Below are 23228 nucleotides of genomic sequence, written 5' to 3' on the forward strand. Positions count from 1 at the left end.
TATTATAACATAATTTAGAAAATAAATATTCTTTTCAATATAATAATTATTTCGTTTCTAATAGTTGTAAACGTTCGTTAAAAAGTGCAGGATAGCTTAAAAAACCTATCATTATGCTCGATAATGTCGCAGCTGTTAGCAGGGCGAAAATGATTAATAATTGGAATTGCACCGCTTGAATAGGGTCTGCTCCGCCAATTATTTGGCCACTCATCATACCGGGTAATTGAACAAGACCAATTGTTTTTTGGCTTTCGATTGTAGGAATCATACTTGCTTTTATCGCATTCATTAGCTGTCGATGAATGGCCTGTTTAGGTGTGCCACCAAGCGATAAAATTAATTCAATTTCATTCTGATGACTTGCAATTTCCGATGTAAAACGATTTAAAAATAGAACCGATAATACCATTGAATTACCAATCATCATGCCGCTAATTGGAATAATATACTGTGCTGTTGCAGGTACAATATCAAAACCAAGCAATACTCCTTGCGTAACAAATTCTACTACAATAAGGGTTAGCGCTATTTTCCATGTAATACCTTTAATACCTTTCCCTTTTTTACGAGCATTTAGTGTTGCTACTATAATCATTAACGTAACCATAAGGAAAATATAAATATAGCTTTGAGCATCAAAGACAAATTTTAAAATATAACCAACGGCAAGTAGTTGAATAATAGAACGAATAGTAGCGATGAGTGTATCTTTTTCAAGTCCTAGCTTTAAGGTTTTTGATAGTAGAAGAGGGATTAAAACAAAAATTAACGTTAAGGAAAGCGAAGTATACGTCATGCGTTCACCCCCTGTACAAATTCAGCAACACGTGGATTTTTAGGTGCGTTAAGGAGGGAGCTTTTTCCTGTTTCAATAAGTTCTCCGTCCATCATGACCCAAGTATAATGTCCGATTGTCAGCGCTTGCTGTAAATTATGAGTAATCCAAATGATTGTGACATTAAATTTATTATTGATTGTAGCAATAAGTGTCTCAATTTCTTGCACTGATTGACGATCTAATGCAGATGTGATTTCATCAAGCAATAAAATGGAGGATTGATTAATAAGTGTTCTTGCAATAGAGACTTTTTGTCGTTGTCCACCTGATAATTTATTCGTAGGTCGTTGTAAAAAGCTTTGATCAAGTCCGACATCCTGTAAATATTGGATAGCTTCTTGCTCTGTAAGCTTTTCTCCTTGTAACGTGCGAGGCAATGCAAGGTTGTCAAATACAGTTCCTTCTATCATAGGTGCCGCTTGAAGAGCCATACCCACATGTCTTCGTAAAGCGGTGGGTTCGTAAGCAGAAATGACTTGATTATCAATTAATATTTGACCATCTGTAGGGGATAATAGTCCATTGCACAATTTAAGTAAAGTTGTTTTACCAGCACCTGAAGGGCCGACTAATGTAGTGATTTTTCCTTTCGGGAAAGAACCAGTAATTGATTTTAATATCATCTTGTCATTCGATGAAAAGGTGACCTGTTGAAAATGGATAGCAGGCTCATATGATATATTCATAAAGTGAAAACTCCTTTATACTAATAGGTAAAATTAAGTGTATTGATTAACTATTTTTATCCATTCAAATTAATTAGAAGGCTCTGATTTCCGCTACGGGCTACTCGCTTTGTCGCTGACGCTTCGCTTTCGCGCAGAGCAAGGCTTCCTGCGGGCGAGCGTCGAGCCGCTTCCTCCGCTAAAGGAACGAAGGCTAAGTGCGTCACGTCCTGTGACAATGCCTTCGTGACCAACATCGTGTTGGCCTCAGGGTCTCGTCTGTCTCGCTTTCCCGCGGGAGTCGAGTAGCCCTACGCTACAATCAGTAAAAATGGGAATACATTAGCAAAATAGCAACAAAAAAATCCTTGTATCATTCAATAAATCAACACGCTTAAGATAAAATAACTGTAGCATGAAACAAAGGGAAGCTAAAGTTTCAAAATTTATTTAACATTTTATTAGTAATGCATAAATTAGGGTTAGTCATCGAAGGTTGTGGATGACTTTTGTTAAAACGTCTACTATGTAAATAAGTTGATTGGAGTGAAGACTGGGCGACTCCTTGGGGATTAGCGTCAAGGGAACGAAGGCTAAAACCATCACATCCTGTGATAACGCCTTCGTGACCAACATCGGTGCAGCTCATCGAACGCCCCTAGGAAGCTCTGCTCTGCGCGAAAGCGAAGCGTCAGCGGCAATGTTTTATCTGTAGCGAAAGCGAAGCGCCAGCTACAAAGCGCCCAGTCGGAACGGAAATCAACCACACGTTTTGGTGAAGATCCTAAATTAAGTTAAGGGGGAGAGAGAATGGATGTATTATATGTAGATACATTAACATATGCACAAGGAAATATGTATATTGTTGCTTCAGATGAAGGTCTTGTATATATCGGAACACCGAATGCGCCATTTGAAGAGGTAGAAGTGTGGGCAAAAAAGCCATTTAAAGGCTATTGCTTTGAAGAGAATAAAGAAAAGCTACAGCAATATGTTAAGCAAATAACGGCTTATTTTAATAAAGAACTTACTGAGTTTGATTTACCGATTCATGTTAAAGGGACACCATTTCAATTAGCTGTATGGGACGCGTTGAAGGAGTTACCTTATGGTACAACGACAACGTACTCGGATATTGCAAACCGTATCGGCAATCCCAAGGCTGTAAGAGCTGTAGGTAGTGCAATCGGTGCCAATCCAATATTGGCGATTATTCCTTGTCATCGTGTGATTGGAAAAGATGGTAAGCTAACAGGCTTTCGTAGTGGACTAGCAATGAAAGAATTTTTACTGGAACTAGAGAGAGCATAAAAAGAATCTGCAAAACCTTTGGTGAAACAGCTCGCCAAAGAGTTTGCAGATTCTTGTTTTTGCATTAAAGAAGACAAAGTTTATAGAACACTATACATGTTCCTCGTGGACATTGTTATTGGTTTTACCGAAATGAGTTAAACGATGGGCAAATGTTTCTCCTCGTACGGCGGAGCCTTTGAAGATATCCTGAAACTCATAAGCTGGAGCACCATGTTCGATGACATCTAGACCAGTAACTTCTTCTTCAGCAGAAACACGTAATGGTATAAATGCTTTTATAATAAATAAACCAGCTGTTACTGAAATGCTAACCCAGGCAATTGTAGCGATAACCCCTATGGCTTGCACTCCTAATAATCCCGAACCTCCTCCGTAAAATAATCCTTGACCATTAATATCAAACAAACCAATTGCTAGAGTACCCCAAATACCACAGATACCATGGACAGCGATTGCGCCAACAGGATCATCGATTTTTAATTTCCATTCAATGAAGCGGACGCCCTCGACCAATAGTGGAGCAGCAATTAATCCGATACTGATTGAACCGACAATACTAACATTAGCGGCACCAGCGGTAATACTTACAAGACCTGCTAAAGCACCGTTTAATGTGAGCGAGCCATCGATATGGCCATATCGAAATTTCGTATAAAAGGCAGTAACCACAACTCCTGCAGCAGCAGCGAAAAATGTATTTGCGATTACACTAGGAACAAGTTTAGGGTCAGCAACTAATGTGGAAGCGCCATTGAAGCCAAACCAACCAAACCAAAGTAAAAATACGCCTAAAGCCCCTAATGGAATACTATGTCCTGTAATAACGTTAACACGACCATTTTCATATTTACCGAGACGAGGACCGACCATTACCGCAGCTATAAATGCCGCAACTGCACCTGTTAAATGAACAACGGTAGATCCAGCGAAATCGATAAAACCAAGATTTGTTAGCCAACCTTGACCACTCCAAATCCAATGACCAACAACAGGATAGACAAGTGCCGACATGAGAATAATAACGCAGATATAAGCAAAAATATTAGTACGTTCTGCAACTGCTCCTGATAAAATTGTTGCTCCAGTTGCTGCAAACATTGTTTGGAAAATAAAGAAGGAAAGATCATCTACACCATTTAAGGCAAAGCCACTTGAACCGAAGAGACCGCCAGCTGTATCACCAAACATAATAGCGTAACCACAAAGAAAATAGACAATACCGCCAAGTGAAATAGTTAGGAAGTTTTTCATAATAATATTGACTGCGTTTTTTGAGCGTGTAAAGCCAGCTTCAACCATCGCAAATCCTGCATGCATAAAGAAGACTAAAATTGAACCGAGCATCACCCAAACTAAATTTATAGATAATGTTATTGCTTCCATATATATCGCTCCTATTCTACTGCAATTGATCCGACTTCTTTTGTGCGGATACGAATTGCTTGTTCTACTGGATAAATGAAGATTTTACCGTCACCAACCTTGCCTGTTGCTGCCTTACGTAACAAAACTTCAATAATAGGATCTACTTTTTCATCATCAACAATCATTTCTAATTTCAACTTTGGCAAAAATTCAATTTCGTAGGTATTACCGCGAAATAAACCTGTACGCCCTAATTGACGGCCACAACCAGCAATTTCTGTAACACTGAGCCCTGCAATACCTTTCTGTGCAAGTCCGTCCCTGACCGCGCCGAAAACTTCGGGACGGATGATTGCTTCTATTTTTTTCATTAATATCAGCTCCTTGAGTAAATTTAATTTACATGTTAAAACGTCATAGAAAACTCCGCAATAATTTTCTGACTATTCATGTTATGTTTTGTTACATAGTATATTTCGTCTTCCGAAATTGTTTGCTGAAAAGATTATTAAAAGGGGAATGAAAGCGGTACTAAAAGTTGTGTCTAAAATGTGAACCGTTCTAAATTTTCTGACTATTAACGTGAGGAAATCTAACATGAAAGTAGGAGAATGTATTACGCAAGAATTTGGCTATATAGTGTATACTAGGACTAATTATCAAAGCGGAAGAAGGGGTTTCTTGTGAGATCAAACTATGCAGATGATAGCTTAGCGCTACACACAGACTTGTACCAAATCAATATGGCAGAATCGTATTGGGCTGATGGTATACATAATAGAAAAGCAGTTTTCGAACTATATTTTAGAAAATTACCTTTTGGCAATGGTTATGCAATTTTTGCGGGGTTAGAGAGAATTCTTGAGTATTTACGCGATTTTCGTTTCAGTGATTCGGACATAGCGTATTTGCGTGAAGAGGTTGGTTATAAAGAGGATTTTATCGAGTATTTAAAAAATATTCGTTTTACAGGGGATATGTATTCTATGGTGGAAGGAGAAACTGTTTTCTCTAATGAACCAATTATCCGCATTGAAGCACCTTTAGTAGAGGCGCAGCTAATTGAAACCGCTTTACTTAACATTGTGAATTACCAAACCTTAATTGCAACAAAGGCTAGTCGTATTAAACAAATTATAAAAAATGAAGTGGCGATGGAGTTCGGTACACGACGCGCTCAGGAGATGGACGCGGCCATTTGGGGAACGCGCGCGGCATTTATTGGTGGTTTTGCATCAACTAGTAATGTGCGAGCAGGTAAACTCTTTAATATACCTGTATCAGGTACACATGCACATGCACTAGTACAGGCCTATAAAAATGACTATGATGCATTTCATTCCTATGCAAAACGTCATCGTGATTGTGTATTCCTTGTAGATACTTACAATACGTTAAAATCAGGTGTGCCAACAGCAATCAAAGTAGCTAAAGAGCTTGGTGACAAAATTAATTTTATAGGGATTCGTTTAGACAGTGGGGATATAGCTTTCTTGTCAAAAGAAGCACGTCGTATGTTAGATGAGGCAGGTTTCCAGAACGCTAAAATTATCGTATCAAATGACTTAGATGAATACACGATCTTAAACTTAAAGGCTCAAGGTGCAAAAGTTGATGTGTGGGGTATTGGTACAAAGCTCATTACAGCTTATGATCAACCTGCTTTAGGTGCTGTTTATAAAATGGTCGCTATTGAAAATAACGATGGACAACTAGAAGATACGATTAAAATTTCGGCGAATGCTGAAAAGGTAACGACGCCAGGGCTTAAAAATGTGTATCGAATTATTGATAGAAAGAATGGTAAGGCAGAGGGGGATTATATTACGATGCAAGATGAAAATCCTCAATCAGAGAAAAGAATCAAAATGTTCCATCCTGTTCATACATTCGTATCAAAATTTGTAACGAACTTTGAAGCTAAGAATTTACATCATCATGTCATTAAAGATGGTGAATTACAATATCAAAATCCTACCTTAGAAGAAATGCGTGATTATGCAGCTAAAAACTTAGAGTTGCTATGGGATGAATATAAACGTGCCATGAATCCTGAGGAATACCCAGTCGATTTAAGCCAAAAGTGTTGGAATAATAAAATGCGTAATATTGAAGAAGTAAGTGAAATGGTCAATCAATTGTAAAGCGTAAGGAGTGAATAACAAAATGACATTACAACAAGAAATCATTAAGGAATTACGTGTAGTACCTACTATTGATGCGCACGAAGAGATTCGCAAATCTATTGATTTTTTAAAGGAATATGCACGTCGTTATAGCTTTGTAAAGGGATTTGTTCTAGGGATATCAGGTGGTCAGGATTCCACATTAACTGGGAAAATCACGCAGCTTGCGGTTGATGAATTAAATGCCGAGCTGGGAGAAGCGAAGTACTCATTTTGGGCTGTTCGTTTACCATACGGTGTGCAAGCGGATGAAAAGGACTGTCAGGATGCGATTGACTATATAAAACCTACGAAAACTTATACGGTCAACATTAAAGATGCGGTTGATGCGAGTGTTAGCGCATTAACGAATGCGGGTATTAAACTAAGCGATTTTGCCAAAGGGAATGAAAAGGCACGTGAGCGAATGAAGGTGCAGTATTCTATTGCTGCCATGAATAATGCTGTTGTACTAGGGACGGATCATGCAGCGGAGGCAATTACAGGTTTTTACACAAAGTATGGGGATGGCGGTGCGGATTTAATGCCAATTTTCCGTCTTAACAAGCGTCAAGGTAAGCAATTGCTAGCTGCGCTTGATTGCCCAGAGCACTTATATTTAAAGGTACCGACTGCAGATTTAGAGGAAGATCGTCCTTCATTACCAGATGAAGTAGCACTTGGTTTAACGTATGACCAAATTGATGATTATTTGGAGGGGAAGGAAATCCCTGAAGAAGCTCGTAAAACATTAGAAGGGCATTATTTACGTTCTCAGCACAAACGCCATATGCCAATTACAATTTTCGATGATTTTTGGAAGTAATCATATTTGCGTTATCAGAAGTTATGATGGTAGTTATTAAAGATATGCTAAATAGATAAGTTGATTGGAGTCGCCCAGTCTTCACTCCAATGGAATACGTTTTTTATAAATATCATCTCCGATTCTAGGTGATGAGCCGTTAAATAGTTGGGAAAAGAGTTATAAGAAAAAGTGATGAACACTTTTGAAAATAGCTCTTTTCTCTTATTTTTAAGAAATTTGGTTCTGTATTATTAAGTTTAAGCATATAATGTCGATACATATACCTATACAGTTGATAAAAAGTGAAGGAGGGGTAATGATTTATGAGGACTTCTAGAGTAAGTTCGACGACTAGCAGTATATTTCGTAACGAACAACAGTATTTACATGCCGGAGATTTAAGTCATAATTTCGGACAAAATCCGAAGCGACAGTTTAAAAATAGTTTGCAAAAGAATAAAGATAAAAAGCATATAAGTAACACTCGACAAATTCAACAGCAACAACCAAATAAAGTAACGGCTAGTTATATTGACGGTGCTTACGATTTACAAATACGCAATGAATTAAATGAAACTGCCGTTAAGCTAAGTTTAGTCAGCAAGCAAAAGAAGTTTCTCAATAGTTACCGTTCTTCTATCTAACATCATAAATCGAACTCTCTACATCATTCTAGATGTAGGGAGTTTTTTTATTAAATTGAAAAAAGTGAAATTTTGTCAATGGAATATTGTTGCTGTCGTTTCGCTTTGCCGAAGGGCGATAAATATGACACCCTAATCACATTACCTATAATCTAAATGATTAAAAAATGGAAGTTATATTTTTCATTCAAAATATTTGAAGTCGAGATGTTCAATGAATATTCAAGGTAATTTTTCCAATACTTCACAGCTATTTTTAACTTATTTCACAACTTACCTGTAAAGTAGTTATTGGTAATAGAAAAAAGAATTTGGGGGAAGTAATTGTGAAAAAAATATGGTTACCTGTACTAGCAGCATCATTTTTACTCGCGGCTTGTGGTACAGAAAAAGCAGAAGTTAAGAAAGAAGAAACGAAGCAAGATGTTGCGGCAAGTGATACAGAAGCTAAGGATAAAACTAAACAAGTCGCTTCATTAGTGGATCCACGTTTACAAGAGCCAAAAGAAGGTACAATGTGTGAAATGTGTAATATGAAAGTATATTTGAAGGACGAAGATATGGGGGAATTCTCTACTCAAGCAATAAAAGAGGATGGAACAGTTGCCTTTTATGATGACATTGGCTGCTTAGTAAATGCAGAGGTGGCAAATAATGAAAAGAACGAAAAATTTGTACGTGATCATATCACAAAAGATTGGGTAAAGGTTGAAGATGTAACAATTGTTAAAACCGATCTAAAATCACCAATGAACTGGGGTTATATTTATTTCACCAATAAAGCTGATGCAGACAAATATATCGCTGACAAACCTACTGCGCATGTAGAGGAATTACAAAAAATTAAAGACGATGCATTAGAACGCCGTAATAAGAAAATGAAAGAAAAAGCAGAAAAAGAAGCCAAAGGTGAATCTGATTCTATGCATATGGAAGAAAAGAATCATGATGGTCAAAGTCATTAGTCGAATGGACTAGGGGGAATTCCTCTAGTCTTTTCGTGCTGGATTGGGAGGTAAGAATCGGTGAGAAAAATAGGGTTTGCCTTATTGTTTTTTCTATTCATGAGTCAGACAGTGTATGCCGATTTCGATGTGCAGGAGGCCATCAATGTAGCAAAACCTGGGGATGTCGTTCATATTCCTGCTGGTCGTTACCAAGGCGATTTTATAGTGACAAAACCAATAACACTACAAGGCGAGGAAGGAACTAAACTTGCTGGCGTAAAAAATAACCCAGCACTACGAATTGAAAACACTGCTAATGTCACTGTAGAAAATATAACGCTATCAGGGAAAAATAAAGCGATTGTTGCAAGTACTGTAGATGGACTTGAGCTACGAAATATACAAATTAAAGATATGCATACAGGTGTCCATATACAACGCTCCAAAAATGTACACATACATGATATCAATGTAACTGGTAGCGAAGGTCATTATGCCAAAAAAGGTAATGGAGTAGCTATCTTTAAGAGTGAGGACATCACCATTGAAGGCAATACGATTGAGCAAGTACAGGACGGAATTTATGTAGAGGAGGTCAAGCATATTGTTGTTCAACATAATAAGGTGACAAACAGTCGTTACGGTACGCATTTTATGTATACAAGTGATGCTAAAGCACTTTTTAATACATATGTTCATAATGTGACGGGTCTTATGATAATGATGACAACAGACATACTCCTTGAGCGTAATACAATAGCTAATCATTTTGATTTTAATGGCTACGGTATGCTGCTGTATGATGTGCAGCAAGCAAAAATTAAAGATAACACAATCAAAAATAACCGAACTGGTATTGCAATGCAGAAAAGTTCAACGATCCAAATAGAAGCAAATGATTTTCAGATGAACCAAACAGCCATTGAAGGGTCAAAGGCAAGTGAAGACACAATGGCTAGTAGTAATAACTTTACAGGAAATATTTTAACGGCACGCTCAGATCCCCAAGGTTTTCAACTAGTTAATAATTATTATGACGATTACTCCGGGATTGACTTAAAAGACAACGGTATCGGTGATACGCCATATGTGGCCGTATCAAGTTTTGGTCAATGGATGGTACGCCAGCCTGTTTACCAATATTTCGTGGCATCTCCAAGTGTCATGTTACTAACATCGCTGGATCAGCAAATTAATAAAACTGAAAAGAACATACTTGTTGATAAGACGCCAAAATTGGCAGTGAAGCAAGTATCCGAAAAGAACAAGATAAATGTGGTGCAAATGCTCGTAGGATTATTCTTAACGTTAAGTAGTTTATGGCTATGGAAAAGAGGAATATCACAATGAAAAAATGGATGATGATTGTAATGCTAAGTTGTGGGGTGTTGATAGGCTGTGGTGAAAGAACTTATGAACCTCGTGAAATAGTGAGTGAAACCGATGTTTGTAAAATTTGCAATATGAGTATCGTTCACAACGAATATGCCGGTCAGATCGCGTTAAAGAATGGTGATTATGAAATTTTCGATGACATTGGTTGCCTAATGGAATATATAGAAGCAAATGGGGAAGATGAGATAGGGGCTGCCTATATTAAAGATGCAACAAAAAATGAATGGATTGACGTTTTTAATGCCTCTTATGTGTACAGCAAGGATTATTGGACTCCGATGAACTATGGGGTAGTTGCATTCGATTCGAAGAAAGCGGTACAAGACTGGATGACGAAAGAGGGAGAAGGTCAACTACTTGCCTATAAGGATTTACATGATTTTAAATGGGGGATCCATGAGTGATGTACAGTATGCTTATTAAACTAGAATTAAAGCAAATGCTCAGAAGTCGCTGGATGCAACTTGTAGGTGTACTTTTTACATTCGTTTTTACAGCTATCATTGTCATTCAACAAATGGCACTACCCGATGTAGAGGGCTTTACACGACAGACCGCTTCATTTTTAAACGTATTGTTGTTTTTATTGCCTCTGTTTATATTAACGATCGGTAGTATGAGTGTAGCTGGTGATGTGGAATCAGGCTGGTTTTCATTATTAAAAACATATCCGATGACACGTAAGCAATATATTGCAGGAAAGTATATTGCCTCTGTGATTGCTTTTTTATTGGTCGTTGTCGTGGCGTTTGGCGTAATATTAGCGCTTGGTGGATTTCTCGGTGGCGTGCGTTTGCCATTTATTTTTATTATTTTAACTTTGCTTTGTATACTCATTTTTGTGTCATTGGCCATTGCAGTAGGAGCCTTTGCGAAAACAAGATTATTTGCACTATCGTTATCACTTGTGTTTTGGTCTATTTTTTTACTGCTAATTTCTTATGCTTTAATGGCAATTGGCACTGTCGTGGCGGGGCATGTTCTTCAAAAACTGACGATTATAGCGATACATATTAATCCTGTGGAGTGGCTGCGCTTTGGCTACTTTATTTTTACAGATCAGGCTAGCGTACTTGGACCTGCATTTTATAAAATTACGCAGTTTTACTCGTCGCCACTAGGTTATGCAGTATACGTAGCTGTGACATTGCTGTGGATAATATGTCCGTTAGCTTACGCTAGATTGCTTTTAACTTCTTTCAGTGAAAGAAGTTAAAGCCTCCGGTGGATTGTGGACGCAATTATGCCGAGGCATGATGGATAGAAAGGGGATAAAAGATGATGCTATTAGAAGCAAGGAAGTTATCGAATATCTATGATAATAATAGAGGTCTTCATGAAGCCTCCTTTTCTTTGCAGACGGGGCGTATTTTAGCTCTTGTAGGAGGGAATGGTGCTGGAAAGAGTACTTTAATTCGCCTACTAACTGGGCAGGAAAAGCAAAAATCAGGAGAAATAATATGGCATAAACCCCAAGCTATTCGGTACATGCCTGACGATGTGGACTTTCCTTCTATGTTAACCGCTGCAGAAATTTTGCAGCTCCTCGCTTCTCTAAAGAAAGTGGATAAAAAAGAGCAGGAAGATGTACTAAGGCGTGTCGCTTTATGGGATGTTCGTAAGCAAAAAGTGAAGCATTTCTCAAAAGGGATGCGTCAGCGGCTTAATCTCGCTCAAAGCTTACTAGGTGAGGGCTCTTTGCTTATTTTAGATGAGCCAACGAATGGTCTTGATCCGTATTGGATTGCAGAGCTGAAAAAAATGATGCTTGAGGAAAAAACAAAGGGCTGTACTGTCATATTTTCTACGCATTTACTTGCTTTTGCGGAGGAAGTAGCGGACGACGTGTTAGTTTTACATGAAGGAAACATACTTATTTCGGGTGAGATAAAGGAAATGCTTTTACAAGAAAATTCATCATCCTTAGAGAATTTATGGTTAAAAAAATTAAATCTGTAACATTTTGATAGGTAATGACGTTATACTAAAGATAGGTTTGTTTGAATTGTATTCAAGCAAGCCTTCTTTTTCATGCTGTAGGTTATTACTTTTCTCACTAAGTGCTCGAACTAAAGAGATGAAGCGATGAAGGAATGTTTCATATAATTGTGTTACTAAACATATTTCGTTATTCTAAAAATAAGTTAACATACAATTCGAACAATTTATGAAAATGAAATAGGAGGTTTTTGATTGATGAATTCACAAATACAAGATGTGTTAGAAAATATAGAAAAAGTAATGATAGGCAAAAGAGAGGTTGCAGAGCTTAGCATAGTCGCCTTGCTGGCAAGAGGGCATGTCTTGCTTGAGGACGTACCTGGTGTCGGTAAAACAATGATGGTGCGAGCGCTTGCAAAATCCTTTGATGCACAGTTTAAAAGGATTCAGTTTACACCTGATTTATTACCATCAGATGTTGTAGGGGTATCTATCTATAATCCAAAAACGTTGGAATTTGAGTTTCGACCTGGTCCGATCATGGGGGATGTAATTTTAGCTGATGAAATTAACCGTACCTCTCCAAAAACACAATCTGCTTTACTGGAGGGGATGGAGGAAGCATCGGTTACTATTGATGGTAAAACCGTAACCATCAGTCAACCATTTTTCGTTATGGCCACACAAAATCCTATTGAGCATGAGGGAACTTATCCGTTACCAGAAGCGCAGCTAGATCGTTTCTTACTGAAAATAAAGATGGGCTATCCTTCGAGAGGCCAAGAAGTGGAAATTCTTCGTCGTGCTGAACATGGGAAACCGATTGAAAAAATCGAAGCGGTGTTAACGGTTGCACAATTAAATGAATTGCAGGAACTTGTACAGGGTGTGTATGTTGAAGATTCCGTTAAAAACTATATGGTCGAACTAGCGACTCAAACAAGGGAAAATAGCTATGTATATTTAGGTGTAAGTCCTCGCGCAACGATTGCGTTAATGAAAGCTTCACAAGCTTATGCATTTTTGAAAGGACGTAGTTATGTAACTCCTGATGATGTTCAATATTTAGTGCCTTTTGTTTTTAGCCATCGTTTAGTATTAAAACCAGATGCTCGTTATGATAACGTAACAGCAGAGGAAATTATTGAGCGCATTATTGCGAAAACACCTGTGCCGACAAAGAGGTTTGCAGAGCAATGAAGAAATGGCAAGCTTTAATAGAGAAAAGTAAGCATTTCTTATTAGTATCTTTGTTAATGATCATAACGTTTTGTTATGCCATGTTCCAAGGTGGGTTTGTCAGCTGGTTTGTGTTTTTTACGGTTAGTCCTTTTTTGTTATATGCATTTATTTTCTTATTGGTGAAAGAAGAAATTTTGCTAGTGGAGCGCAAAATTGAGCCTTCCCATGTTGAGTGTGGACAATCTGCTAAGGTTACAATTACGGTAGAACGAAAAACACGCTTTCCGTTTGTTTATATGATGATGGAGGAACTTGTGGACAGTGAAGTCCTTGTTCAATCGAGGGTGCAAGGAACGAATACCATTAAGTTCGTGGGCTTCAGGAAAAAATTTAGTTGGAATTATATACTGGAAAATATGTCCCGTGGCGAGCACCGTTACTTAGGTGTTAATATTGTTTTCTGTGATTTTTTTGGCTGGGCGAAAAAGCGAGTTACGGCAAAAAAGGAACAAGTCATTTTAGTTTACCCTAGAGTACGCGAGATGAGGTATGCCGCGCTTCAAACAAAATATGATGTGGGTACAATGATGTCACCTTATTCAATTGTTAAGGATACATCAATGGCTGTTGGTTTACGTGAGTATGTTCCAGGTGACCGTTTTTCATGGATTCACTGGAAATCATTTGCGAAAACACAAACGTTGAAATCTAAGGAATTTGAAGATCGTCAATCACAGGAGTTAATGTTGGTACTCCATGCCGGAAAGTCTCCATTATTTGAAGAAAAAATAGAGCTTGTAGCCTCGATGCTACAAACAATTGTCGAAGAACGTGGAGATATTTCATTTGTTTCAGCTGGTTCTAAGACGAAGGTGTTTCCGATTATCCAAGGTAATAAGCAGCTAGACCAAGTAATGCATCATTTAGCTGCTATAAAACCTGCTGAAACTGTCAAATTTCAATTACAAGATCAGCAAGTGTTTAAGCATGTTGCAACATTGTTGTATGTTACGAGTGAAGTATCGGATGAATTACTCCATTCTCTTGCCAATATGGTGAAAGGCTGTATTTGTTTTGTAGTAGCAGAGCAGCCACCTATGCAAACAGAGCTGGCAAAACGTTATAAACAAATTCAAGTTGTACATGTAAATCCAACAGATTATTACCACTTGTTCACGGAGGTGATGAAGCCGTGAAAAAATCACTAGGAAATTTTATAGAATTAGCACTAGCATACGTAATTATTTTTCTAATTTTACGTGAATGGCTTATTCCTGTAATGCAGCTAACCAATACAGGCTTAGTTCATTTATTTTTAGTGTTTATCGGTTTATCATTGGTGCTTAGCTTATTTCAAGTACATCCAATGTTGTCGGGATTATTGAAATTCGGTTATATAACTTGGTTTATAGTGTTTGTTTATAGTGAAAGTCCCTTAATATCTGGACAGACAGTACCATTTTTAATGCATGAATGGAAATGGAATATGACGACCATTCTTTCGGGCGATTTTGGACAAGTCTCGGATTCATTTAGAACGGTGCTATTCCTTGCGCTTATTTGGATGTTAATATACCTCATTCATCACTGGATAACTGTGCGAAAAAATATATTCTATTTCTTCGCGTTAACTGTATTCTTTATCGCTACACTAGATACGTTTAGTGACTATGATGGAACGGTAGCCATTGTTAAAGTTATTGTGCTTGGATTAATCATGACAGGCTTGCTTTTTGTGAAGCGTTTATGGCTTCAAACGGATGCACCGAGCAATGTAATAGGAAAGTGGAAATTAGCTATTCCGATGATCGTTGCGGTAATGCTTGTCAGTGTAGTGGCATTCTTTTTACCTAAGACAGGCCCGACTTGGGCAGATCCAGTACCTTTTATTAAAGGTGTCGCAGGGCAAGGGAATCATGGAGCAGGTGAAAAAAAAGTTGGTTACAGCGAGGATGATAGCCGATTGGGAGGACCGTTCCAAGGTGATGATACACTGATTTTCACAGCAACTTCCCGTGATCGCCATTATTGGCGCATTGATACAAAGGATACTTATACGTCGAAAGGATGGATTCTTTCAGATGGGAATTTTGGCAAAAATGTTTATGAGAACAATACTCCTATCCAAACTTCATTGCAAGTTGGATCTCCTGAAAATGAACGTCAAATTAAAATAGACATGGCTGCCCCAATGCCATTTTTATTACAAACGTATGGCATGATATCTGTTTCTGCTCAAGATTCACCACTGTTTATTCAAGATGAACATACTGAAAAAATAGCAATAGAACAACAGAATGGCGAGTCAAAATTATTGTCTAACTATACGCTCTCTTATAGTGAGCCTGTATATAGCATGGAGCAACTTGAAACGTCTGAACCATCTACGTTAGCAACATTAGATCCTTCCTTTGATCGTTTTTTACAATTGCCAAATACACTGCCGCAACGTGTGATGAATCTAGGGAAAGAAATCACGCAGGATAAAGCTTCGGTATATGATCGAATAAAAGCGGTTGAAAAATATTTTTCAACGCATGGCTTTAGATACGATAAAAAAGAAGTAGCAATCCCGGCTGAGGGTCAAGATTATGTTGACCAGTTTTTATTTGATACTAAAGTTGGCTACTGTGATAATTTCTCAACATCAATGGTTGTCCTCCTACGTTCGGCGGGGATACCCGCACGTTGGGTGAAAGGCTTTGCGCCTGGTAATCCTGGTCGAATGTCAGATGGTTTACAGGAGTATCGAATTACAAATGATAATGCACATTCTTGGGTGGAAGCGTATGTACCTGGAACAGGCTGGATGGAGTTTGAACCGACAATTGGTTTCGCGGGGAATGTAAATATTGATTACGATATTGAGCAAGACACACCTCAGCAGGAGCAAGTACTGCAGCCAGAAATAAAACAAGAGCAACCAAAGATGGAAGAGCAAGAGCCGAAGAAAGAAACTGCTAGCTCAACGTCGTTTAGTTTTGATTCTGTATGGACATGGGTGAAAAAGCTTACTTATGTGTGGATAGGGCTAGCCATTTTGATGATTATTGCTGGCATTGCTTTGTTTATGCAACGTAGAAAGTGGATACCTAAAATGCAAGTACGAGCATTTCGTAAAAAAGAAGCGGATTGGACAACTTTTGATGCTTCATACAATGCTTTAACGAAGCAATTATCGCGTATTGGATTACGACGTAAAGATGGCGAAACATTGCGAGCATTTGCTACAAGAGTAGACGAATCGTTAGAGACAGAAGAGATGCAAAGACTGACTGATGTATATGAACAACTTATTTATGGTAAGGACAGACAAGAGGTCGACTTTGTTAAACTGAAAGAAAGTTGGGAATATTTAATCAATCGCACTATCAGTTGATTTTGATGGGTACAAAGAGTAAAATGAAAAAAATTATATATGATGAGGATTGCTTTCATATAAGTTCGATAATAAGGTTCGGATGTTTCTACGAGATCACCGTAAATGATTTCTCTATGAAGGTGGATGTTTTGGTTAGGTGAGAAGGTTAGTAAATCACTTTTCTTTGCTACGCATTCGCCTTTATAAATCAAGAGCTTATGAACGCGTAGGAAGTTTTTACTTTCGTACGCGTTTTTCTTTGAACATATGTAAAGTTCCTTTAAAAATAGTAGAAGAGGTGGAAATTTTGTCAGCAAGCCCTTTATTAGAGCAAGAAAAAATCGTTGTTCTTGATTTCGGTAGCCAATTTAACCAATTGATTACGCGTCGTATCCGTGAATTTGGTGTTTTCAGTGAGTTACATCCCCATACGATTACAGCAGAAGAAATTAAAAATATGAACGCAGCAGGTATCATCTTTTCAGGTGGTCCAAACTCAGTTTATGACGAAAATGCTTTCCATGTAGACCCAGCTATTTTCGAATTAGGTTTACCAATCCTAGGTATTTGCTATGGTATGCAATTAATGGCCCATACGCAAGGTGGTAAAGTTGAAGGTGCTGAAACACGCGAATATGGTAAAGCAGAAATTAAAGTAACAGCTTCAAACAAATTATTCGGTGACTTACCAACTGAACAAATCGTTTGGATGAGCCACGGTGACCATGTAACAGAAGTTCCTGCTGGCTTTGAAGTAATCGCAACAAGTGCTGCTTGTCCTATTTCAGCAATGGCAAATGTAGAACGCAAGCTATATGCAGTACAATTCCACCCAGAGGTACGTCACTCTGTATATGGTAATGACTTATTACGTCAGTTCGTATTTGACATTTGTGAAGCAAAGGGCGATTGGTCAATGGCAAACTTCATTGAACTTGAAATCGCAAAAATCCGCGAAACAGTAGGCGACAAAAAAGTATTATGTGCACTTTCTGGCGGTGTAGACTCATCAGTTGTTGCGGTTCTAATTCATAAAGCAATTGGCGATCAATTAACTTGTATGTTCGTAGACCACAACTTGAACCGTAAAGGTGAAGTTGAGCAAGTTATGAAAACATTCACAGAAGACTTCGACATGAATCTTATTAAAATTGATGCACGTCAACGTTTCATGGATAAACTTGCGGGCGTTTCTGATCCAGAACAAAAACGTAAAATTATCGGTAACGAATTTATTTACGTATTCGATGAAGAAGCGGCTAAACTTGAAGGCATGGACTTCTTAGCTCAAGGTACGCTTTACACAGATATCATTGAATCTGGAACATCAACTGCTCAAACAATTAAATCACACCATAACGTTGGTGGTCTTCCAGAAGACATGCAATTCCAATTAATTGAGCCACTTAACACATTATTTAAAGACGAAGTGCGCGCATTAGGATTAGAGCTTGGCCTTGACGAAAAAATCGTTTGGCGTCAACCATTCCCAGGCCCTGGTCTAGGAATCCGTGTACTTGGTGAAGTAACAGAAGAAAAACTAGAAATCGTACGCGAGTCTGATTTCATCCTACGTGAGGAAATCGCAAAAGCTGGTCTTGATCGCGACATCTGGCAATACTTCACGGTATTACCTGACATCCGTTCAGTTGGTGTAATGGGTGATGCACGTACGTATGACTACGCAATCGGTATCCGTGCGGTAACATCTATCGACGGTATGACTTCTGACTGGGCACGCATTCCTTGGGATGTACTAGAGAAAGTCTCTGTCCGCCTAGTAAATGAAGTAAAACACGTTAACCGCGTACTGTATGATATTACATCTAAGCCACCAGCAACTATCGAGTGGGAGTAATCCCCTTATCTGATTTCAAAAAAAGCTAGTCTGAATTTTTTTAGACTAGCTTTTAATTTCCTTTTTCAGCATTAAAAATAGGAAAAGTACACCAATTTCTACGATTAACGAAACAAAAATAATATTCAGATGGAAGAAAATTACACTTATTAGGATTGCTAAACAAATAAATATTGAGCTATATCGATAACTTTTAGATTGATAAAAGAATGAATACGGTAACAAATGTGCCCCGTAAATAATTGCGTATGCAGGTAAGACCCACATAGGTGCTTTAAGTAATAGAAGAATACAAATAAATAAATATAAAATTTGATTGTTTGTTGCAATCAATAGTCCATTAATCAATGGATTTTCTTTATAAAGTAAATCAACATTTAATATTTTGGCACAAAGAGTTGAAACGGGGAACAGCAATGCACCACAAGATAAAACACCAATATTTTTAATCATTAAATCTAAAGGCAGCAATGCGATTACTGTGATAACTCCCCAAATAAATATAGAGGCCATTATAAAAGGAAGTCCCTTCTTTTGTTTCTGCGAGATATCATTTAATAGTACTTGTAAGCTAGTATTGAGGTTCATTTTAGTCTCCTTAATTTTCAAGCGATCTGTTCAAACTATCCGCTATTTTTTTATTTTCATATTTTGAGAAAAAATAAAATCCGATGATATGACCAATCATCGTTATCACTAAAATTAGCAATAAATAAGGTTTGATAATTTCAAATGCTTTCAGTGAAAAAAGATATACACTTCCTATGCCACAGAAAAAATTCAAAAAAGTACTAATAGTAATTTTAGATGTTACTTTTAATGTTGAGTAGTTCCACAAATATGGATAAGCGATACCAAAAACAATCCCCAACAGCACGCTAATACCAATTAAATTCCAAATGTAAAGAAAGTTGACTATTTCTTCGTGAAGATTAAAAATAGTCATTAAAAAAATAATCCAAATCAACCCCAAAAATGAAACGTATAAAAAGCTATTTTTTAAATCTTTTATCATATCAATTTCTCCTTAATAGATTTTGCATAATGTCTACTGACAATATACTTATTTTGTTGTTTTGTAATAACTTCCAATCTAGCATGACTTCCCGAAGCAAATGAGTGTATTTGATTCAAATTCAAAATCATTGAATTATTGATTCTAACCAATCCGAAAGACTCCAAGTAAGATAATTCTTTTAAAATCTTATTCAGCAATAGTTCTGTACCATTTATTAAAAAGATTTTGGTGAAATGACCGGATGCTTCAATTGCCTCGATGTCTTTGAGTTCAATCATAACCTGACGATTTGTTTTGAAATCTGTTGCGCTCAATGTTATAGATTGAAAAAAACGCTGTTCAATTGTCGAAAGTAATTCTTTATTCGATGGGTTACTGATAATCTCGATTTCAGAAGATGGCTGATTGTTTTTCCAAATGTAGTTGAATTTCATGTGGATTTTCCTTTCTGTTTTAAGCGTAGCAACACTGCTCAAAATTTACGATGATTTTTCGTTTTGTTGCAAAAAAAATAGACTTTGTTACATTCTTTCAGCAAATGTCTTTATGGAAGATGAATACGGATTTATTAAGTTACTTTTCAAGGGATAGGCAAAACCCGGTGAAATATTGTAAGTAGGAGTTGGGAAGTAGAGGATGTTAAGTCGTAATATATTACAGTTCTTGGAATTCTTTCTTTAAGGATAATACTTTTGGAGCGTTAGGTATAGTAAACTAATATAAATGGGACTCTATGTCGTTGTTTAGGGGGATGAAAATGGAGAACAATATTGCGATGATTCATACACTTGCTGTTGGGATGCCGAAGGAATTGCATTATAGTAATGGGCGCTCAATGATGACAGGGATTGAAAAGCGAAAAGTACAAGAAGTTTATTTGTCTGTCCGTGGATTTGAGGGGGACGATGTAGCAGATAAAAAACATCATGGTGGTCCTGACCGTGCCGTTTGTTTATATCCTGCTGAGCATTACATACAATGGGAACGGGAACTAGGTAAACCGTTGCCGATAGCAGCATTCGGTGAAAACTTAACAGTCACGAATATGTTGGAAGCGGATATTTGTATTGGCGATATTTATAAAATTGGTGATGCTGTCATCCAAATTACCCAAGGACGTGTACCATGTAGTACGATTGACAAATATACTGAGGCGAACATATTACTCAAACGCTTAATTGAATCAGGTTATACTGGTTTCCTTGCACGTGTACTAGAAGAAGGGACAATCTGTGCAGATTCTAAAATTGAATTAGTTGAAAAGCACCCTGCGCGTGTTTCAGTTTTGCATTGCAACGAAGTATATTTTAAAAATAAGGACGCACTTGCGATGAAACATATACAAGCAGTTGATGCATTAGCAGAAGATTGGAAACAAAAATTAGAAAAAAGAATTCAGGCCTTGCAAAGTAAAGTGATGAATTAAGCATAAAGAAAGAAGTAAAAATCCTCTGGAATTCAAATGAGTTCTAGGGGATTCTCTATTTTATAACGATAGATAAAACGTTCAGTCTTAACCTATTAATACAATGATTTTTTTTAAATGTGAACATTAAATAAGAATTTTACACGAACTTTCGTATAACTTTTCTTAAAAATGTTCGGAAATAGGGTTGAAATCTAAAAAATGAAATGATATATTACGATTGTAAATTAAATATGTCGTCGTATAATGTCGGGGATAAGGCCCGTGAGTTTCTACCAAGTTACCGTAAATAACTTGACTACGATTTTAGTTATATATACCAATGTATAGACACTAATTAATTTCTCACAATAATTGTGATGAAATGTATCGTAGACATGCGACTAGTAGAGTAGTCAGTGTGTCTTTTTTGTTTTCGATATTGAGGACGACCATACGGAGGATTTCTTTAAAATGAAAAAGTATTTCATGTTCGATGAATTAGGAACTACTTATCGCCGAGAAATAATAGGTGGTATTACTACATTCCTTGCTATGGCTTACATTTTAGCTGTTAACCCTGGTATGTTAGAAAATGCAGGAATGGATAAAGGTGCTGTATTCGTAGCTACAGCATTAGCAGCAACAGTCGGTTCTCTGATTATGGGTATATTCGCTAAATTCCCAATTTCACTTGCTCCTGGTATGGGCTTAAACGCATTCTTTGCCTTCACTGTTGTTGGGGCTTACGGTATTCCTTGGCAGACTGGTTTAACAGGTGTTTTCTTCTCAGGTGTTATCTTTATCATTCTTTCGTTAACGGGTATTCGTGAAACAGTAATTAATGCAATTCCAGTACAACTGAAATATGCAGTTTCAGCAGGTATTGGTTTATTTATAACATTTGTAGGTTTACAAGGAGCGGGCATTATTGTAAAAAGCCCAGCTACATTGGTGACTCTAGGATCATTCACCGGCGCAACTTTACTAGCTGTATTCGGGATTGTCCTTTCAATTATTCTTATAATTAAACTTCGTAGTGTTGGTATTTTCCTAGGGATGGTTATAACAGCGATTGTTGGTATGATTACAGGTGTGATTGAACCTCCTACAGCAGTTGTTTCAGCAATTCCGAGTGTGGATTCTACATTTATGGTAGCTTTAAAACCTATTTTCCATGACTTCGGTTCATTATTAAACGTTAAATTTTTAGTTGTTGTGTTAACATTCTTGTTTGTAGATTTCTTTGATACAGCAGGTACTTTAATGGCAGTGGCGACACAAGCAGGATTAGTAAAAGATAATAAATTACCACGTGCAAGCCGTGCGTTAATGGCTGATGCTCTTGCAACAACAATTGGTTCATTATTTGGTACATCAACAACTACAGCATATGTAGAGTCTACTTCTGGTGTAGCAGCAGGAGCGCGTTCAGGTTTCTCTGCTGTTGTAACTGCAATGCTATTCCTGGTTGCATTATTCTTCTCACCGTTACTTGCTGTGGTAACTCCAGCAGTGACAGCACCAGCACTAGTTATTGTAGGTGTTCTGATGGTATCTTCATTACGTTTAATTGATTGGGATAAATTCGAAATTGCAGTACCAGCTTTCTTTACAGTAATAATGATGCCTCTTGGTTACTCAATTGCTACTGGTATTGCGATAGGTTTTGTATTCTATCCAATAACAATGCTTTTAGCAGGTCGTAAAAAAGAAATTCACCCTATGATGTACGGATTATTCTTTGTCTTCCTTGCATACTTTATCTGGGTACGCTAATTAAATACAGATTCGAACTATAAAGAGCACCTCGATTGTTAGAAACGAAACCTAACAATTGCAGGTGTTTTTCTTATTAGAGGATATAAACGATCTCAATGTAAGAAAGCTAAGCTTCATTAATTTATATCGGAGAGGAATCAAGAGGGATTGAATTGCTCGATTAAATTTTATATGTTGATTTCTATTTTATAGAAGAAACTCCTTTTCAATTAGTAAGAATAGTTTTACTTTAATAATCCACTTGCAAACTTACTATTAAGGTGATATATTTATAAACGTTGTTACGAAACACATAACAATTTAAAAAATACTAACACAAATGGTTGACATAGAGTTAACGCCGTGTTAAAGTATAGAAAGTCACTTAATTGTGACGAATTAATGAACCTTGAAAACTGAACAAGCAAAACGTAATCAATAAAGTTTTCAGTAACTAACTTTGAGTTAGTGAACGAAACAAAATTTTGGACATCAAACATGATGCCAGCAAAACAATTTGAGCTAATCAAATTTCTTTTTATGGAGAGTTTGATCCTG

General features: G+C 37.2%; 22 protein-coding genes and 2 riboswitches. Of the genes, 15 read left to right on the forward strand and 7 right to left on the reverse strand.

All coding sequences use genetic code 11. From position 1 onward, the window contains the following. Window positions 1-46 precede the first annotated feature (46 nt). The gene (locus MWJ95_RS23115) at window positions 47-799 is read right to left on the reverse strand and encodes an ABC transporter permease (protein ID WP_249075889.1); all 753 of its coding nucleotides are present in this window, start codon (window positions 797-799) and stop codon (window positions 47-49) included. Next, window positions 796-1527 carry an ABC transporter ATP-binding protein gene (locus tag MWJ95_RS23120; protein WP_249075890.1) on the reverse strand — a complete coding sequence of 244 codons (732 nt, stop codon included), beginning with the start codon at window positions 1525-1527 and terminating at the stop codon, window positions 796-798. The genes MWJ95_RS23115 and MWJ95_RS23120 overlap by 4 nt, the downstream gene beginning before the upstream one ends. A gap of 789 nt (window positions 1528-2316) precedes the next feature. Between MWJ95_RS23120 and MWJ95_RS23125 the strand changes: the two genes are divergently transcribed. After that, window positions 2317-2817, forward strand: coding sequence for a methylated-DNA--[protein]-cysteine S-methyltransferase (locus MWJ95_RS23125; protein WP_249075891.1), 501 nt, complete (start codon window positions 2317-2319; stop codon window positions 2815-2817). Between the two features lie 90 nt (window positions 2818-2907). Here the strand turns inward: MWJ95_RS23125 and MWJ95_RS23130 are convergent, their stop codons facing one another. Together MWJ95_RS23130 and MWJ95_RS23135 are read right to left on the reverse strand one after the other, a co-directional pair. Then, window positions 2908-4203 carry an ammonium transporter gene (locus tag MWJ95_RS23130; protein WP_249107312.1) on the reverse strand — a complete coding sequence of 432 codons (1296 nt, stop codon included), beginning with the start codon at window positions 4201-4203 and terminating at the stop codon, window positions 2908-2910. An 11-nt stretch (window positions 4204-4214) separates the two neighbouring features. Further along, entirely contained in the window at window positions 4215-4556 is a 342-nt protein-coding gene (locus tag MWJ95_RS23135) for a P-II family nitrogen regulator (protein WP_249075893.1), read from the reverse strand. Window positions 4557-4868: 312 nt separating this feature from the next. On the opposite strand from MWJ95_RS23135, the gene MWJ95_RS23140 reads away from it, so the two are divergent. The 12 genes from MWJ95_RS23140 (at window position 4869) to guaA (ending at window position 18486) form a co-directional block, all read left to right on the forward strand. Further along, window positions 4869-6329: a nicotinate phosphoribosyltransferase gene (locus MWJ95_RS23140; protein WP_249075894.1), complete on the forward strand. Its 1461-nt coding sequence runs from the start codon at window positions 4869-4871 to the stop codon at window positions 6327-6329. A 22-nt stretch (window positions 6330-6351) separates the two neighbouring features. After that, window positions 6352-7176 carry an ammonia-dependent NAD(+) synthetase gene (nadE, locus tag MWJ95_RS23145; protein ID WP_249075895.1) on the forward strand — a complete coding sequence of 275 codons (825 nt, stop codon included), beginning with the start codon at window positions 6352-6354 and terminating at the stop codon, window positions 7174-7176. 305 nt (window positions 7177-7481) lie between these two features. Continuing rightward, window positions 7482-7802: an NAD synthetase gene (locus tag MWJ95_RS23150; protein ID WP_249075896.1), complete on the forward strand. Its 321-nt coding sequence runs from the start codon at window positions 7482-7484 to the stop codon at window positions 7800-7802. Between the two features lie 326 nt (window positions 7803-8128). Continuing rightward, window positions 8129-8767, forward strand: a complete 639-nt coding sequence (locus MWJ95_RS23155) for a nitrous oxide reductase accessory protein NosL (RefSeq protein ID WP_249075897.1) — start codon at window positions 8129-8131, stop codon at window positions 8765-8767. Window positions 8768-8827: 60 nt separating this feature from the next. Beyond that, window positions 8828-10099, forward strand: coding sequence for a right-handed parallel beta-helix repeat-containing protein (locus MWJ95_RS23160; RefSeq protein ID WP_249075898.1), 1272 nt, complete (start codon window positions 8828-8830; stop codon window positions 10097-10099). Continuing rightward, the gene (locus MWJ95_RS23165; RefSeq protein ID WP_249107313.1) at window positions 10096-10548 is read left to right on the forward strand and encodes a nitrous oxide reductase accessory protein NosL; all 453 of its coding nucleotides are present in this window, start codon (window positions 10096-10098) and stop codon (window positions 10546-10548) included. Before MWJ95_RS23160 ends, MWJ95_RS23165 begins: the two co-directional genes overlap by 4 nt. Then, entirely contained in the window at window positions 10548-11360 is an 813-nt protein-coding gene (locus MWJ95_RS23170; RefSeq protein WP_249075923.1) for an ABC transporter permease, read from the forward strand. The genes MWJ95_RS23165 and MWJ95_RS23170 overlap by 1 nt, the downstream gene beginning before the upstream one ends. A gap of 62 nt (window positions 11361-11422) precedes the next feature. Then, window positions 11423-12103, forward strand: a complete 681-nt coding sequence (locus MWJ95_RS23175) for an ABC transporter ATP-binding protein (RefSeq protein ID WP_249075900.1) — start codon at window positions 11423-11425, stop codon at window positions 12101-12103. A 237-nt stretch (window positions 12104-12340) separates the two neighbouring features. Beyond that, window positions 12341-13285, forward strand: coding sequence for an AAA family ATPase (locus MWJ95_RS23180; RefSeq protein ID WP_249075901.1), 945 nt, complete (start codon window positions 12341-12343; stop codon window positions 13283-13285). Next, the gene (locus MWJ95_RS23185) at window positions 13282-14463 is read left to right on the forward strand and encodes a DUF58 domain-containing protein (RefSeq protein ID WP_249075902.1); all 1182 of its coding nucleotides are present in this window, start codon (window positions 13282-13284) and stop codon (window positions 14461-14463) included. The genes MWJ95_RS23180 and MWJ95_RS23185 overlap by 4 nt, the downstream gene beginning before the upstream one ends. Next, window positions 14460-16646 (forward strand): transglutaminase TgpA family protein, encoded by a 2187-nt coding sequence (locus MWJ95_RS23190; protein ID WP_249107314.1) that lies wholly within the window; start codon window positions 14460-14462, stop codon window positions 16644-16646. The genes MWJ95_RS23185 and MWJ95_RS23190 overlap by 4 nt, the downstream gene beginning before the upstream one ends. Before the next feature lie 35 nt (window positions 16647-16681). Continuing rightward, a riboswitch (purine riboswitch) is annotated at window positions 16682-16783 on the forward strand. 152 nt (window positions 16784-16935) lie between these two features. Next, entirely contained in the window at window positions 16936-18486 is a 1551-nt protein-coding gene (guaA, locus tag MWJ95_RS23195) for a glutamine-hydrolyzing GMP synthase (RefSeq protein ID WP_249075904.1), read from the forward strand. A gap of 45 nt (window positions 18487-18531) precedes the next feature. Here guaA and MWJ95_RS23200 read toward each other — a convergent pair whose 3' ends face one another. From MWJ95_RS23200 to MWJ95_RS23210, 3 genes are read right to left on the reverse strand one after another with little or no spacing between them, the layout of a single operon-like run. Further along, window positions 18532-19074: a DUF7010 family protein gene (locus tag MWJ95_RS23200; RefSeq protein WP_249075914.1), complete on the reverse strand. Its 543-nt coding sequence runs from the start codon at window positions 19072-19074 to the stop codon at window positions 18532-18534. Window positions 19075-19084: 10 nt separating this feature from the next. Then, on the reverse strand, window positions 19085-19501 hold the full coding sequence (locus MWJ95_RS23205; RefSeq protein ID WP_249107315.1) for a hypothetical protein: 417 nt from the start codon (window positions 19499-19501) through the stop codon (window positions 19085-19087). Continuing rightward, the gene (locus tag MWJ95_RS23210) at window positions 19498-19938 is read right to left on the reverse strand and encodes a LytTR family DNA-binding domain-containing protein (protein WP_249075916.1); all 441 of its coding nucleotides are present in this window, start codon (window positions 19936-19938) and stop codon (window positions 19498-19500) included. The genes MWJ95_RS23205 and MWJ95_RS23210 overlap by 4 nt, the downstream gene beginning before the upstream one ends. A 323-nt stretch (window positions 19939-20261) precedes the next feature. On the opposite strand from MWJ95_RS23210, the gene MWJ95_RS23215 reads away from it, so the two are divergent. Beyond that, the gene (locus tag MWJ95_RS23215) at window positions 20262-20930 is read left to right on the forward strand and encodes an MOSC domain-containing protein (RefSeq protein WP_249075917.1); all 669 of its coding nucleotides are present in this window, start codon (window positions 20262-20264) and stop codon (window positions 20928-20930) included. A 219-nt stretch (window positions 20931-21149) separates the two neighbouring features. Continuing rightward, window positions 21150-21251, forward strand: a riboswitch (purine riboswitch). A 132-nt stretch (window positions 21252-21383) separates the two neighbouring features. Further along, window positions 21384-22688 (forward strand): NCS2 family permease, encoded by a 1305-nt coding sequence (locus MWJ95_RS23220; protein WP_249075918.1) that lies wholly within the window; start codon window positions 21384-21386, stop codon window positions 22686-22688. Window positions 22689-23228: the final 540 nt, after the last annotated feature.

Origin of the sequence: Lysinibacillus sp. Bpr_S20, assembly GCF_023337835.1 — a bacterium.
Taxonomy (GTDB): Bacteria; Bacillota; Bacilli; order Bacillales_A; family Planococcaceae; genus Lysinibacillus.

Coding starts and splice junctions, on each gene's coding strand:
- MWJ95_RS23115 (WP_249075889.1), bottom strand. CDS start 799: ATGACGTATACTTCGCTTTCCTTAACGTTAATTTTTGTTTTAATCCCT.
- MWJ95_RS23200 (WP_249075914.1), bottom strand. CDS start 19,074: ATGAACCTCAATACTAGCTTACAAGTACTATTAAATGATATCTCGCAG.
- MWJ95_RS23180 (WP_249075901.1), top strand. CDS start 12,341: ATGAATTCACAAATACAAGATGTGTTAGAAAATATAGAAAAAGTAATG.
- MWJ95_RS23165 (WP_249107313.1), top strand. CDS start 10,096: ATGAAAAAATGGATGATGATTGTAATGCTAAGTTGTGGGGTGTTGATA.
- MWJ95_RS23185 (WP_249075902.1), top strand. CDS start 13,282: ATGAAGAAATGGCAAGCTTTAATAGAGAAAAGTAAGCATTTCTTATTA.
- MWJ95_RS23125 (WP_249075891.1), top strand. CDS start 2,317: ATGGATGTATTATATGTAGATACATTAACATATGCACAAGGAAATATG.
- MWJ95_RS23130 (WP_249107312.1), bottom strand. CDS start 4,203: ATGGAAGCAATAACATTATCTATAAATTTAGTTTGGGTGATGCTCGGT.
- MWJ95_RS23150 (WP_249075896.1), top strand. CDS start 7,482: ATGAGGACTTCTAGAGTAAGTTCGACGACTAGCAGTATATTTCGTAAC.
- MWJ95_RS23135 (WP_249075893.1), bottom strand. CDS start 4,556: ATGAAAAAAATAGAAGCAATCATCCGTCCCGAAGTTTTCGGCGCGGTC.
- MWJ95_RS23170 (WP_249075923.1), top strand. CDS start 10,548: ATGTACAGTATGCTTATTAAACTAGAATTAAAGCAAATGCTCAGAAGT.
- MWJ95_RS23215 (WP_249075917.1), top strand. CDS start 20,262: ATGGAGAACAATATTGCGATGATTCATACACTTGCTGTTGGGATGCCG.
- MWJ95_RS23175 (WP_249075900.1), top strand. CDS start 11,423: ATGATGCTATTAGAAGCAAGGAAGTTATCGAATATCTATGATAATAAT.
- MWJ95_RS23210 (WP_249075916.1), bottom strand. CDS start 19,938: ATGAAATTCAACTACATTTGGAAAAACAATCAGCCATCTTCTGAAATC.
- MWJ95_RS23120 (WP_249075890.1), bottom strand. CDS start 1,527: ATGAATATATCATATGAGCCTGCTATCCATTTTCAACAGGTCACCTTT.
- MWJ95_RS23205 (WP_249107315.1), bottom strand. CDS start 19,501: ATGATAAAAGATTTAAAAAATAGCTTTTTATACGTTTCATTTTTGGGG.
- MWJ95_RS23220 (WP_249075918.1), top strand. CDS start 21,384: ATGAAAAAGTATTTCATGTTCGATGAATTAGGAACTACTTATCGCCGA.
- nadE (WP_249075895.1), top strand. CDS start 6,352: ATGACATTACAACAAGAAATCATTAAGGAATTACGTGTAGTACCTACT.